Origin of the sequence: Opitutus sp. ER46 (genome assembly GCF_003054705.1) — a bacterium.
Classification (GTDB): domain Bacteria; phylum Verrucomicrobiota; class Verrucomicrobiia; order Opitutales; family Opitutaceae; genus ER46.
The window spans coordinates 378,254-391,149 of record NZ_QAYX01000023.1; the positions used below are offsets into that span (position 1 = coordinate 378,254).

11 protein-coding genes are annotated in these 12,896 nt (G+C 67.9%); all 11 read right to left on the reverse strand.

Translation table 11 applies throughout. The features are described from left to right. Positions 1-19: 19 nt before the first annotated feature. The 11 genes from pnp to DB354_RS14550 all read right to left on the reverse strand — a co-directional run bounded on the left by pnp (position 20) and on the right by DB354_RS14550 (position 12,866). Entirely contained in the window at positions 20-2,221 is a 2,202-nt protein-coding gene (gene pnp, locus DB354_RS14500; protein ID WP_107836349.1) for a polyribonucleotide nucleotidyltransferase, read from the reverse strand. Between the two features lie 281 nt (positions 2,222-2,502). After that, positions 2,503-2,769 carry a 30S ribosomal protein S15 gene (gene rpsO, locus DB354_RS14505; RefSeq protein ID WP_107836350.1) on the reverse strand — a complete coding sequence of 89 codons (267 nt, stop codon included), beginning with the start codon at positions 2,767-2,769 and terminating at the stop codon, positions 2,503-2,505. Positions 2,770-3,101: 332 nt separating this feature from the next. Beyond that, positions 3,102-3,491: a DUF721 domain-containing protein gene (locus DB354_RS14510; protein ID WP_107836351.1), complete on the reverse strand. Its 390-nt coding sequence runs from the start codon at positions 3,489-3,491 to the stop codon at positions 3,102-3,104. A 98-nt stretch (positions 3,492-3,589) separates the two neighbouring features. Continuing rightward, entirely contained in the window at positions 3,590-4,387 is a 798-nt protein-coding gene (locus DB354_RS14515; RefSeq protein ID WP_107836352.1) for a glycosyltransferase family 2 protein, read from the reverse strand. 75 nt (positions 4,388-4,462) lie between these two features. Next, complete coding sequence (locus DB354_RS14520; protein ID WP_158277545.1) at positions 4,463-5,404, reverse strand: glycosyltransferase; 942 nt, start codon at positions 5,402-5,404, stop codon at positions 4,463-4,465. A gap of 483 nt (positions 5,405-5,887) precedes the next feature. Further along, the gene (locus DB354_RS14525) at positions 5,888-6,862 is read right to left on the reverse strand and encodes a glycosyltransferase family 2 protein (protein ID WP_107836354.1); all 975 of its coding nucleotides are present in this window, start codon (positions 6,860-6,862) and stop codon (positions 5,888-5,890) included. 12 nt (positions 6,863-6,874) lie between these two features. Next, positions 6,875-7,909 carry a glycosyltransferase family 9 protein gene (locus tag DB354_RS14530; protein WP_107836355.1) on the reverse strand — a complete coding sequence of 345 codons (1,035 nt, stop codon included), beginning with the start codon at positions 7,907-7,909 and terminating at the stop codon, positions 6,875-6,877. 89 nt (positions 7,910-7,998) lie between these two features. Continuing rightward, a complete protein-coding gene (locus tag DB354_RS14535; protein ID WP_107836356.1) occupies positions 7,999-9,069 on the reverse strand; it encodes a glycosyltransferase in 1,071 nt (356 codons plus the stop codon). 119 nt (positions 9,070-9,188) lie between these two features. Continuing rightward, positions 9,189-10,952 carry an ABC transporter ATP-binding protein gene (locus tag DB354_RS14540; RefSeq protein ID WP_107836357.1) on the reverse strand — a complete coding sequence of 588 codons (1,764 nt, stop codon included), beginning with the start codon at positions 10,950-10,952 and terminating at the stop codon, positions 9,189-9,191. Positions 10,953-11,037: 85 nt separating this feature from the next. Beyond that, positions 11,038-11,952 (reverse strand): ABC transporter permease, encoded by a 915-nt coding sequence (locus DB354_RS14545; protein ID WP_107836358.1) that lies wholly within the window; start codon positions 11,950-11,952, stop codon positions 11,038-11,040. Next, positions 11,949-12,866 carry an ABC transporter permease subunit gene (locus DB354_RS14550; RefSeq protein ID WP_107836359.1) on the reverse strand — a complete coding sequence of 306 codons (918 nt, stop codon included), beginning with the start codon at positions 12,864-12,866 and terminating at the stop codon, positions 11,949-11,951. The genes DB354_RS14545 and DB354_RS14550 overlap by 4 nt, the downstream gene beginning before the upstream one ends. Between the last annotated feature and the right edge of the window lie 30 nt (positions 12,867-12,896).

Below are 12,896 nucleotides of genomic sequence, written 5' to 3' on the forward strand. Positions count from 1 at the left end.
GCGCGTGGCCGCCCGTGGATCAGGCAACGTCGGAGGGCGCCGCGGGAGCCGCCGGGGCCGCGGGAGCGGCGGCCGGAGCCTTCTGGGCTTCCATCTCCTTGACGGCGGCCTTGCGCGAGAGGCGGACCTTGCCGGACTTCTCGTCGATGCCGACGCACTTCACCCAGATCATCTCGCCCATCTTGACGACGTCCTCGGTGCGACGGACGCGGAAGTCGGCGAGTTCGCTGATGTGGCACAGGCCTTCCTTGCCCGGCATGCACTCCACGAAGCAACCGAAGTCCTTAATGCCGGTGACGCGGCCGTGATAGATCTTGCCGACCTCGATCGGCGTGCCGCCGCCGCAGAGGGAGTCGATCTCGTTGACCGCGCGGGCCATGGCGTCGGCGTTGTTCGAGTAGATGAACACCTTGCCGGAGTCGTCCTCGGCGATGTCGATCTGCGCGCCGGTGGTCTCGGTGATGCGACGGATCGTCTTGCCGCCGGGCCCGATGAGCAGGCCGATCTTCTCGGGATCGATCTGGATCGTCTGGATGCGGGGCGCGTACTTGCTGAGGTCGGCGCGCGGCGCGGGCAGCGCGGCGAGCATGACCTTGAGGATCTCGATGCGGGCCTCGCGGGCCTGCAGGATGGCGGTCTTGGCGATCTCGAACGGCAGGCCGTTGATCTTCAGGTCGAGCTGGAAGCCGGTGATGCCCTTGGTGGTGCCGGCGAGCTTGAAGTCCATGTCGCCGAAGTGGTCTTCCTCACCGAGAATGTCGGTGATCGTGACCCACTTCTTGATCGAGCCGTCGGCCGCGTTCTCGGTCATGAGGCCGCAGCTGATGCCCGCCACGGGGGCGATGATCGGCACACCGGCGTCCATCAGCGACAGACAGCCGCCGCAGATCGAGGCCATCGAGGTCGAGCCGTTGGAGGCCATGATCTCGGAAGTGACGCGGATCGAGTAGGGGAAGACATCCTCGGGCGGGAGCACCGGGACGAGCGAGCGCTCGGCGAGGGCGCCGTGGCCGATTTCGCGACGGCCCGGCGAGCCGGTGCGGCCGGTTTCACCGACGGAGAACGGCGGGAAGTTGTAGTGGAGGATGAAGCTCTTCGACGTGGCGCCGCCGGTGAGGCCGTCCATGTCCTGGGCTTCCTTGGTGGGCCCGAGGGTGGTGAGGGCGATGTTCTGGGTGTCGCCGCGCTGGAAGGTGGCGGAACCGTGGACGCGGGGGAGGATGCCGACCGCGGCGTTGAGCGGGCGAATGTCCTTCTGGCCGCGGCCGTCGGCGCGCACGCCGCGCTCGAGCACGGTCTGGCGGTAGGCCTTGTACTGCAGGTCCTCGAACACGACGTTCAGGTCGACGTCGGTGAACTTGTCGGCGCCGAGTTCGGCGGTGAGGGCGGCCTTGGCCTCCTCCTTGAGCACCTTCACGCCGGCGGCGCGGGCGGCCTTCTCCTTGCCGAAGATGGCGTCGATGATGCGCTGGGTCGGGACGACGCGCTCGATGATGGCGCGGGCCTCGGGGGTGGCGCCGACGAGCGGGAAGGTGGCCTTCGGTTTGCCGGCGAGCTTCTGCAGCTCCTCGATGGCGGCGATGATCGGCTGGATGGCCTGGTGACCGAACTCGAGGGCCTTGATGAACTCCTCTTCGGGCAGCTGGTCGGCGCTGCCTTCGATCATGAGCATGTCCTTCTTCGTGCCGACGTAGATGAGGTCGAGCGACGAGCCGTACATCTGCTCGATCGTGGGATTGGCGACAAACTGGCCGTCAATCAGGGCGACGCGGACGCAGGCGATCGGGCCGTTCCACGGAATATCGGAGATGGCGAGGGCGGCGCTGGCGCCGTTGACCATCGGGATATCGGACTCGTTGAGCTGGTCGGCGGACAGCAGCTGGCCGATGATCTGGACCTCGTTCAGCAGACCCTCGGGGAAGAGCGGGCGGCAGGGACGATCGCAGAGGCGGGAGGTGAGGATTTCCTTCTCGGACGGACGGCCTTCGCGCTTGAAGTAACCGCCGGGAAAACGGCCGGCAGCGGCGTACTTTTCGCGGTAATCAACGGTGAGCGGGAAGAAGTCCTGGCCGGGCTTCGTCGTTTGGGCGATACAGGCGGTAACGAAGACGTTGGTCTCACCAACACAGACGTTAACGGCGCCATTGGCCAGATTGGCATACGTGCCGGTGGAGAACGTGATCCCGAGGCCGGGCACGGTGACTTGATGTTTCTGATTCATTTCGAACTTTCGTAGACGGCGCGTGGTGCGGATAGGACGGAACGTTCAGCGCCACGCCGCTGAGGCGTCCCGTTTGGCCTCCGCTAGGCGGAGGCGGCGCCGGCAGGGGAGCCGAGCGCGAGGAGGGTTGGGACCCCTTCGAAACTGCTCACTTGGACGCGAGAGATTTCGGTTTGGCGCCCCTCGGGCGAGGAGCAGCAAGCGGAAATGTCCCGGTCTCGAGTAAGTGTCGTAAAGACAACGGGCGACCCGCGGATCGGGTCGCCCGTTAGGTCGAAAGGTTACTTGCGCAGATTTAGCTTCTGCAGCAGCTCGTTGTACTTCGGAAGGTTGTGACGCTTCAGATAGTCGAGCAGCTTGCGGCGGCGCGAAGCCATCTGGAGGAGACCGCGGCGGGAATGGAAATCCTTGCGGTGGGTGCGGAGATGCTCGGTCAGGTGATTGATCCGGGCAGTGAGCAGGGCGACCTGGACTTCGGACGAGCCGGTGTCCTTGTCGTGGGTTTTGTATTCTGCGATGATCTCGGGCTTAACGACTGATGTAGACATGGTTTTTGTTGAGGGTTTCACGGACTGTAGGGCACCGGAGGCGCCGTGACTCCCGCTTCCCCCGACTGGCAATCGGGCAAAGCCGGCGTCACCGTTCCAATCCGGCGGGATGCCGGACCAGCCATGGCGGGATCCCGCAACCGACGGGATTCCACTAACGCAAGGTGCGCACGCTCCCGGAACGGCTCGCCCCGCGCAAGCCGAAATTTTGGCAGTGGCGGAGTCCTTCGATCGGACGCTGCTAACCGTCGCCAAAGACCTGCGCTAAAGGCTGAAAGCAGGAGAGTTGCGGAATCAGGATAGCCGTGGCGGGCGCGCGTGGCGGACGGCATTCAACCGTTGCGCAGGTGGATGGATTTTACGTGCTCGCAGCCTTTGACGGCCTGGATGCGGCTGAGGATCTCCTCTTTATGGAGAAAGAGCTCGTTGCGGACGATCGCGTGTGAGGTGACGACCAGGAGGCGGTTCCGCTCGATGGTGACGGCGTGCGAGTAGCTGGCGTTGGCCGCGCCCACGATCTCGACCCAGCGTTCACGGAGCGCGTCTTCCGGGGTGGAGCGCCCGATCTGGTGTTTTTGGAGAAGTTGCTCGACGACCGCGGCGAGCGGCTGGGTTTCGCGTTTGCGGGAACGCTTGGGCTCCTCGGACGCAATGCCCCGCAGATCGGCGACGAGTTCCTCGGCGATACGGCTGAAGGCGTGCGGATGGTGAGCTTCGGGCATGGTGGCGGGCGAGCGGGGCGGAAGAGAGGAGGCGAAGGTGGCGGGTTCCGGCGGCGCGGGCAAATGGGACGTGGCGGGCGCGGCCGAGAAAGTCGCGCTCAGTCCTGACCGGGCGCGGGGGGCCGGGCGTGTTCGGCTTCGTAGAGCCGGCTGTGGCGGACGAGCGCGCCGAACGCGGTGGCCCACGCGATGTAGTATCCAGGAAATCCATCCAGGAAGCCGCGCTTCAGGATGTACGCGCGGAAGAAGCGCCACGCAGGCCGGCCGATGGCGGCGGCGAGGGAAAAACGGCGCCCGCGCGCCTGTTGCTGGCGCAGGAAGAGCTCGGCGAACGGGTTAACCTTGGCGACGTGGCTGGCGAGCGTGGGGAAGGAGTAGTGGTGCAGATCGCCGGCGAGCGTCGCCACCGGACCGTCGCACTCGATCTTCTCGTGCACGAACGCGTCGCCGCCCCAGCGAGCGCGCCCACGGTGGAAGAGCCGCAGGCTCAGGTCAGGGTACCAGTCGCCGTGGGTGATCCAGCGATCGAGGAACCACACCTTGCGCGGAAATCGGGCCCCGGCGAACGCGTCGCGGTCGGCGCGGGCGATGAAGGCGGTGATCGCCTCGCGCAGCGCGGGCGAAACCTCCTCGTCGGCGTCCAACGAGAGCACCCAGTCATGGCGGGCGAGCGCGAGCGCGGCATTCTTGGTGTCGCGGTAACCCTGCCAGGGGCGTTGCTCGACGCGCGCCCCGAGTTGCCGGCAGACCGCCTCGCTGTCATCGGTCGTGTCGTTGAGGACCACGACCTGGTCCTCCGTCCAACCCTGCACGCTGGCGAGGCAGCGGGCCAGGTTCCGGGCCTCGTTCCGCGCGACGATGACGACGGAGATCGGGAGGAGAGTCGGGTTGCTCAAGGGGGGAGGGACGAAGCCTGTGTTGCCGGGAAAGGAGGACGGCGTAAAGCGGCGCGTGCGGCGGGGTGCCTGGCGCTAGATGCGGCCGCAGAGGCTGCGCGGGATCTGGTAGACGTAGCCGCAGGAGCGCCAGGCGCGGACGAGGGCCTGCTTGGCGGCGCCGCGCCGGAGCACGATGGCATTGAAGAGCGCGAGCAGGGCGAACGCGCCGGCCTTGGCGAGATTGGCGATGAGGCGGCCCGCGAGGTAGGTCCCGGCGCCGGGCTGGCCGGCGCGATCGATCACGCGGGAGCGGGCGGAGTCGAACGCGTGGCGTGAGGCGTAGCGGAAGGTGGTGCGGCTGGCGGGCATCTGGTGCTGCACGGCGGCGGCGGGGGTGAACCACACCTCGTAGCCGGCGGCGCGCACGCGCCGGACCATTTCGCTGTCCCCGCCGGAGAAGTAGTTGCCCGCGGCGCGATCGAGCGCGGTGTGAAACGGCCCCAGTTCCGCAAAGACCCAGGCCGGGAACGCGAGGTTAGCGCCCATCGGGCAGTGTCGCGGCGGCAGCGGACCGGCGTCGGAGCGGAAACCGAGCGGCGCGTGCCACTCCTTCACCCAGTCGGGTAACCCATGCGGGAAGACGGGAATCACCTCACCGCCGACCGCGCCGATGCGCCGGAGCGGGCCGTCGGCCAGGAGCGGCGCGGCCATCTGGGCGAGCCAGTCGGGGCGCACGAGGATGTCGTCGTCGCCGAACACGATGATCTCGCCGCGTGCCTCGGAGATCGCGCGGTTGCGGGCGTAATCGAGGCCCTGGCGCGTTTCCTGGATGTAGCGCGGCGCGGGCTGGGCGCCGGCGAACTCGGCCACTACGGCGCGCGTGTGGTCGGTCGAGTTGTTGTCGATCACGAGCACCTCGAAGTGGTCGCGGGGGAATTGCTGCGCGGCGATGCCGGCGAGCGTTTGGCGCAGGAAGTCGGCCCGGTTGTACGTCGGGATGGCGACGGTGAGCTTGAGGGAGGAGCCGGCTGGCATCGTGCGTCCCGGCATCGTCGCAGGGCGGCGGCGGGAGATTCAACCCGCGATTTTGGGCCGGCCGGGCGGCGGCCGTGAGCCTGGCAAGCGGGCGACGCGCCCGACGATTGCTGGCGGGCTGCGGGGGCTACAGGAGAGATAACACGCCAAATCTGGCGTGTTATGAGCGATAACACGCCAGATTTGGCGTGTTATCTCGAAATGGGGAATCGATCGGACAGATCGGAGGGATCGACCGGATCGGACGGATCCGACGGATCCGACTGATCGGACTGATCCGACGGATCGGATGGATCGGGCTGGCCGGCGGGGGGCGGCCTTGGCGGGGCTGCCGGGGGAAGCGCGAGGGCGCAGCGGAGGGGCGCGGATGGGGCGACCCGGGCACCGCGGGCCGCGGCGAGGAGACCGATCGGCTGGGAGAACGAGAACGATTTCGAGAACGAGAACGAGTGCGGCCGGCCGGCCGCTTACTCCCTCATTCCCTCACTCCTTCACTCCCTCATTCCCTCGCTTCGCCAGCAGGCGAAGCAACGCCCAGACCCAGCCGCTGGGGACGCGGCTGAAGGCGATCCGCTCCAGCCGGCGGGCGCGCGTGAGGGCGAGCGTGAGCGGCTGGTCCTTGAACCGGCGGGCGTACGCTCGGGCCATCCGCGCCGTGTAGAAGCGCGCGATCCAGCGCCCGAGAATAGGCGCGTTCGGCAGTTGTTCGCGGGCGATCCGGCGCCGCAGCACGAGTGAAGCGCGCAGCATCTGCGGCCACGCGCGATCGGTCCACTGACCTTCGTTGACCCGGTAGAACGCGGCAACCTCGGGGCAGACCTCGACGCGGCCGCTGCACGCGAGCCGGTACCAGAAATCGTAGTCGGCCAGCCCGGCCATGCGCGGGTTGAACCCGCCGAGTTCCAGAGCGCGGAGGCGGTTCACGGCGACGCCCGGGAACGGCGTCATGCTGCTCTTCAGGAACCAGAGCGGGGCGTAGCGATAAGGTGGGCGCAGGTTTTCCGGCGCGGTGAGCGTGGGCGGGGTCGTGCCCTGGACGCAGCGCGTGCAGACTGCCGCCACGCCGGGCTGGAGCCGCGGGGCGATGGTGGCGAAGAACCATGGGTAGATCAGGTCGTCCTCGTGCAGGACGGTGACCCAAGGCGTGGTGGCGAGCGCGAGGCCGCGGTTCCAGTTGTCAACGGCGCCGAACGCGCGGCGGTTGGCGTAGTAGCGCAGGTTGCGCACCCCGCTCGCCTCGACCACCTGGCGCAGGTCCGAGGTCGCGCCGTCGTCGCTGACCACGACCTCGAACCACGGAAACTCCGCTTGCGCGGCGGTGAGAGAGGCCAGCGCCTCGGCGAGGAACTGCGGTCGGTTGAACGCGGGGATGCCGACCGTGATCACGGCGCTCGCGGCGGAGCCGCGCGCGAACACCGGCGGAGTCGTCGCGGGGGCAAGAGGCGCGGGGAGATTCATGACGGCCCGCGCTCAGCGCTTCGCGGTCAAACGGGCGCGGACGGCTTCACGCACGCGCTCGAGGGAAATGTTCTGCACGCAGAGGTTGTGGTACGAGTCTGCGGGCACGCAGCGTTCGGGGGCGACGCACGTGCGGCAGGGCAGCGGGGGCTGCAGGAGCGTGTGGTTCGGGCCCATCGGCTGGAACAGCGTGGCGTTCTGCGAGCCGTAGAGCGCGATGACAGGCGTGCCCACGGCGGCGGCGACGTGCATCGGACCGCTGTCGTGGCAGACCAGCGCGTGGCTGATCCGGGCGAGGGCGGCGAAACGTGCGATCGGGAGCGGGCCGGGCAACGCGAGCAGGTGCGTGCCCACGTGGCGGCGGATTTCCGTCAGGACGGCCTCGTCGGCCGGCCCGCCGGCGAGGATGACCTGCGCGCCGAGTTCGTCCTGCGCGTAGTCGATCAGCGCGGCGAACCGCTCGGCGGGCCATACGCGCATCGGGCTGCGACTGCCGGGGTGGACCAGCAGCACGCGTTCGCTGGCACCCACGAAGCGCTGCAGCTCCGCCACCTCCTCGGCGGGCGGCTCGAGTCGGATCTCGCGCGTGACCACCGGCACGCCGAGCGGCTCCAGGGCGCGCAGGTAGTATTCGGTGATCGGATTCGCCTCGTGGCGGGCGTCGTCGTCGCGAACGGAATTGGTGTAGAGTGGGCGAAACTTGAGGCGGTAGCCGCCGTGGTGGAGCGCTACCCGGATCGGCGCGCCGGTCCAGCGGGCGATCACGGCGGTCTTCTCGGTGTTGTCGAGGTTCAGGACGTGGGTGAAGCGCTCGCGGCGCAGGCGCCGGAGAAAACCCGGCCATTGCGTCGCGGATTGCGGGAGCGGGACCGCCTGGTCGACGTCGGGGTTGAGCGCGAGGAGGTCGACGAAGCGCGGTTCAACGAGGACCGCGAGGTGGGCGTCGGGCCAGTGCAGGCGCAGATTGCGCAGGAGCGAGCCCAGCAGCACGATGTCGCCGAGGTAACGTCGGCGAATGATCAGGATGCGGCGGGGGCGGTCAGGCATGCGTGCAGCCGATTACGCCGAGGGCGGTCCCGCGGGGTCAAGCCCCGCGGCGGGGGCGCCGAGGCGCCGCCGGGTCGGCTGCCCGGCGGTCAGCTCGCGGCAGCGAAGACCGGGCGCACGCGGGGCGCGGGCGCAGTGAACACCGGAGCGACGGGCTGCACCGAGGGGAGGGCTCGCGCGCCGGGACCGAACGTCCGGACCAAGAAGGTTCGCAGTCGGTGGAACGGGCCCGTGACGCGGTGATGCGTCCACATCACCGCGTACCACGGCTGGCGGAGGTGGGCGTGCACCATGGCCTCGGCGACGAGGATGCGCGCGGAGCGCGGCACGCGTTTGCGCGAGTAGTGAAGGCGCCGGTACAGAATGCGCCGCCGCTGGAACGGAGTGCAGCCCCCCCATGCCGGGTTGGAAATGCAATCGATGTAGCGGGTGAGGAGGAGGAGGCTTTCGAGCGGGCCGATGAAGGAACCCTGGTTCACGCGGGTCTGTTGCGCGCCGTGCTGCCGGAAGGCGCAAAGCGGTTCCGTGAGATAGACGAAGTCGCCGCGCAGCAGGAGGTGCAGCCAGAACTCCTCGTCGACGATCTGGCGGAAGTTGGGGTCGAAACCGCGGGCGGCCTGGTCGCGGCGGAAGAGAACGGTGGACGGTTCGCCCACCAGGTTGCGGTCTTCGTGGAGGCAGCGTCGGATCACGCTGATGCCGTGGTGGTGGCCGGCGGCGCGAAAATCGTCCCAAGTGGAAACCACGCGCGAATGCTCGTCGATCAGGAGCCGGGCGGAGGCGACGAGGGCGGCCTGCGGCGCACGATCGAGAGCCGCGACCATTTGCGAGAGGGCGTCGGAGCGGGTGAAGCAGTCGTCGCCGAACATGAACTTCACGTACTCGCCGCGGGCGTGGCGGAGGCACCAGTTCCAGTTCTGGACCATGCCGAGGTTCTCGCGGTGCGCGTAGGCGTGAATCCGCGGATCACGGGCGGCGTACTCGCGGAGGATCTCGGCGGAGTCGTCCTGCGAGGCGTCGTCGCTGATGATCAGTTCAAAATCGGCGAAGTCCTGCGCGAGGATCGAGTCGAGCGTCTGGCGGAGATAGCGGCCGTAATTGAACGTTGGAACGAGGACACTGACCTTGGGTTGGGCGGATGCGGGAGGGACGGAAACCATACGCCCTGCCCAGACTCGCCGGTGCCTCGCTATGTTTCATTAAATCACTGAAACATAGTCAATTGTGTCATAATCCAGCGCGAGCGTAAGCAGGGAATGACGCGCGAAGTGGGACGGAGTTACGTCGAACGCTCGGCGCCGCTACCTTGCTGACGATCGTAGAGCGAACGATAGAGCCCGTTACCGGCGTAAAGTTCCGTGTGGGTGCCGGTGGCGACGAGCTGGCCGCGGTCGAACACGAGGATCTTCGAGGCGTCGCGGATGGTGGAGAACCGATGGGCGATGATGAGGACGGTCTTGCCGATCACGAGCTTCTGGAGCGCGGCCTGGATGGCAGCCTCGCTGTCGCTGTCGAGCGCGCTGGTGGCCTCGTCGAGGATGAGGATGGGCGCGTTGCGCAGGAAGGCACGGGCGATGGCGATCCGCTGTTTTTGCCCGCCGGAGAGCCGGCCGCCGCGTTCGCCGACGACGGTGTCGTAACCGAGCCCGCCCTCGAGTTTCAGGATGAAGTCGTGCGCGAACGCATCGCGGGCCGCCTGCTCGACCTCGGCGCGAGTGGCGTCGCGGCGGCCGAGCAGCAGGTTGGCGTAGATGGTGTCGTTGAAGAGGACGGGTTCCTGGGAAACGACGGCGATGTTCCGGCGCAGGTCGGCGAGGCGCAGCGATCGGATGTCGTGGCCGTCAACCTTCACCGCGCCGGCGGCGACGTCGTAGAAGCGGGGCACGAGGTTGGCGAAGGTGCTCTTGCCGGCGCCGCTCGGGCCGACGAGCGCGCAGGTGGTGCCGGCCGGAATCTGGACGGACACGTGCTTCAGCACGTGGTCGTCCCCCTTGTAGGCGAAGGTGACGTCGGCGAAGGTGATGTCACCGCGCAGCCGCGTGACTGGGACGGGCTGGGCGGGGTCGGTGATCGTCTCGGGCTCGTTGAGCACGATCTCGAGGCGGTCGAGGGCGGCGGTGCCGCGCTTCAACTCGTTGTTCAGGGTCCCGAGTTTCTTCACGGGATCGTAGCTCTGATAGAGCGCGGCGATGAGCGCCAGGAACGTGTCGAGATCCAGGCCGCCGCTGTACGCGTACACGAGCGTGATCGCGATGCCGACGGCGGAGATGACCTCGATCGTGGGCGTCAGCGCCAGCGCGTACTTGGCGATCTTCATCTGCGACGTGATCAGCAGGCGCGAGCGCCCGGCGAAGCGGGTGGTCTCGTGCTCCTCCAGCCCGAAGGCGCGCACCTCGCGGGCGGCGGCCAGATTCTCGGAGAACAGGCTGGTGACGTCGCCCAGCTGGCTCTGCATCTGGGCCGCGCGCTTGATCACTTTGCGCCCGACGAAGCGGACGGGAAAAACGGTGAGGGGTACGATGGCGAGGCAGACCAGCGCGAGGAAAACGCCCTCGGCGCGGAACGCGAGATAGCCCACGGCGCAGAGCGCACCGATTAGCGTCGCCGGTTGTTTGATGCCGTCGTTCGCGAGGCCGGAGAGCGTGAATTGCAGCTGCGCGGTGTCGGACAGCCCGCGGGAGATGAGGTCGCCGGTCTGCTTGCCGTGTACGAACGAGAGGGGCAGGACCTGCAGCTTGCGGAAGTAATCGACGCGCAGGGATTCCAGGATGCGCACGCCGGCGAGCTGGGTGAAGTAGCTGTTCAGGTAGCCGCTGATGGCGCGGACGAGGAAGATCAACGGGATGCCGGCCGCGATCAGCGCCACGGCACTCAACGCCAGCGGCGGATCGGCCCGCGTGAAGATGCGCGGGAAAACATACTTTAGCAGGAGCGGCATGCCGGCGCCGCTCGAGGCGCCGTAGATGATCCCCGTGACGATGGCCGCCGCGATGACGCCACGGACCGGAATGAGGTACTTGAGATAGGGACGGAGGCGGCGCATCGGGAAGGGACGCAGCATCAAACGTCGTCCCCCGGCGTCGTTCCATCCCAATTTTCCGGGCGGCCGGTTGCGACCGATTGGCGGCTCAATCCTTGGACGAGCGGACGTCGAGGGCGTCGCGCAGGCCGTCGCCGAGGAAGTTCAGCGAGAACAGCGTCAGCGAGAAGAGCGTGCCGGGGAAGATGAGCAGCCACGGGTACTCCTCCATCTTCTCGGCGCCGTCCTTGATCAGCACGCCCCAGGAGCTCATCGGCGGCTGCACGCCGAGGCCGAGGAAGCTGAGGAACGCCTCGAGGAGCATGACGGCGGGGATCGTGAGCGTCGTGTAAACGATGATCGGGCCGAGGATGTTGGGGAGGATGTGGCGGAAGATGATCCGCCGGCGGCCGAACCCGAGCGAGCGGGCCGCCTCGATGAACTCCATCTTCTTCACCGCCATCACCTGGCTGCGGACGATGCGGGCCATGGTGAGCCATTCGACGGCGCCGATCGCGAGGAAGAGCAGCACGATGTTCCGGCCGAAGAAGACCATCAGCAGGATCACGAAGATCGCGAACGGCAGGGAGTACATGATGTCCACCGCGCGCATCATGAACGCGTCGCGCTTGCCGCCGAAGAAGCCGGCGACGGCGCCGTAGGTGACGCCGATCGTGAGCGCGACGAGCGTCGCGCAGAGGCCGACGCCGAGCGAGACGCGGCCGCCGTAGAGGAGCCGCACGAAGAGGTCGCGCCCGAGCGTGTCGGTGCCCAGCCAGTGCGCGCCGCTCGGAGCCGACGCGCCGAGATCGAGGTCCTGCTCCTCGTAGCCGTGCTGGGTAAACCACGGACCCGCGACGCACAGCAGGGCGACGACGGCGAGGGTGAGCATGCCGAAGACGGCGAGCTTGTTCTTGCGCAGGCGGAGCCACGCGTCGTGCCAGAGCGAGAAGCCGCGCTCGGCGGCGTCGCTGGTCGCTTCGGCGACGGCGGTGAGGCGGGAGGGCTTCGGGCCCAGGGTCATTCCAGCCTCACTTTCGGATTCATCCACGCCTGGACGACGTCGGCGACCAGGTTGAGCGCCATGATGAGGACCGCGTACAGGATGACGGTGCCCAGCACCAGGGTGTAGTCGCGGTTGAAGGCGGAGTTCACGAATTCGCGGCCGATGCCGGGAATCTGGAAGATGGTCTCGATTACGAAGGAGCCGGTGAGGATGCCGGCGATCGCGGGCCCGAGATAGCTGACGACCGGGAGGAGGCCGCCGCGGAGGGCGTGGCGGAAGATGATGCGCAGCTCGGAGGCGCCCTTGGCGCGGGCGGTGCGGATGAAGTCCTGGTGCAGGACCTCGAGCATGCCGCCGCGGGTGAGCCGGGAGATGGGCGCGGCGTAGGCGAGCCCGAGTACGAGCGCGGGCAGCACGCGGTCCGAGGGCGTGTACCAGCCGGAGGCGTTGAACCAGCCTGCGTGGATGGCGAGGCCGAGCACCAGCAGCGGGCCGACGACGAACGTCGGGATGGAGATGCCGGCCATGCCGAAGGTGGAGGCGACGTAATCGATCCAGGTGTTGCGGCGAATCGCGGCGAGCGTGCCGAGGCCGATGCCGACGACGAGTGCGATGGCGAGCGCCTCGGCGCCGAGCTCGGCGGAGACGGGCAGCTTGTCGGCGATGATCTCGTTGACGGTGCGGTTGGCGTACTTGAACGACGGGCCGAGATCGCCCTGCGCCAGCCGGCCGAGGTAATCGAGGTACTGCTGCCAAACCGGCTTGTTGAGGCCGTAGTGGGCCTCGAGGTTGCGCAGAATCTCAGGCGTGACGGCCTTCTCGGCCGTGAACGGCCCGCCCGGCACGGCCCGCATCATGAAGAACGTCGCCGACACCACCACGAACAGCGCGAGGAGCGACTGCAGCAGGCGGGACGTGATGAAGCGGAGCATGAAAAGTGAAAGTGAGAGTGAGAGTGAAAG

Bases quoted from the DNA above. Each gene is read 5' to 3' on its own strand.
- pnp (WP_107836349.1), bottom strand. From the start codon at position 2,221: ATGAATCAGAAACATCAAGTCACCGTGCCCGGCCTCGGGATCACGTTC.
- rpsO (WP_107836350.1), bottom strand. From the start codon at position 2,769: ATGTCTACATCAGTCGTTAAGCCCGAGATCATCGCAGAATACAAAACC.
- DB354_RS14510 (WP_107836351.1), bottom strand. From the start codon at position 3,491: ATGCCCGAAGCTCACCATCCGCACGCCTTCAGCCGTATCGCCGAGGAA.
- DB354_RS14520 (WP_158277545.1), bottom strand. From the start codon at position 5,404: ATGCCAGCCGGCTCCTCCCTCAAGCTCACCGTCGCCATCCCGACGTAC.
- DB354_RS14525 (WP_107836354.1), bottom strand. From the start codon at position 6,862: ATGAATCTCCCCGCGCCTCTTGCCCCCGCGACGACTCCGCCGGTGTTC.
- DB354_RS14530 (WP_107836355.1), bottom strand. From the start codon at position 7,909: ATGCCTGACCGCCCCCGCCGCATCCTGATCATTCGCCGACGTTACCTC.
- DB354_RS14535 (WP_107836356.1), bottom strand. From the start codon at position 9,069: ATGGTTTCCGTCCCTCCCGCATCCGCCCAACCCAAGGTCAGTGTCCTC.
- DB354_RS14540 (WP_107836357.1), bottom strand. From the start codon at position 10,952: ATGCGCCGCCTCCGTCCCTATCTCAAGTACCTCATTCCGGTCCGTGGC.
- DB354_RS14545 (WP_107836358.1), bottom strand. From the start codon at position 11,952: ATGACCCTGGGCCCGAAGCCCTCCCGCCTCACCGCCGTCGCCGAAGCG.
- DB354_RS14550 (WP_107836359.1), bottom strand. From the start codon at position 12,866: ATGCTCCGCTTCATCACGTCCCGCCTGCTGCAGTCGCTCCTCGCGCTG.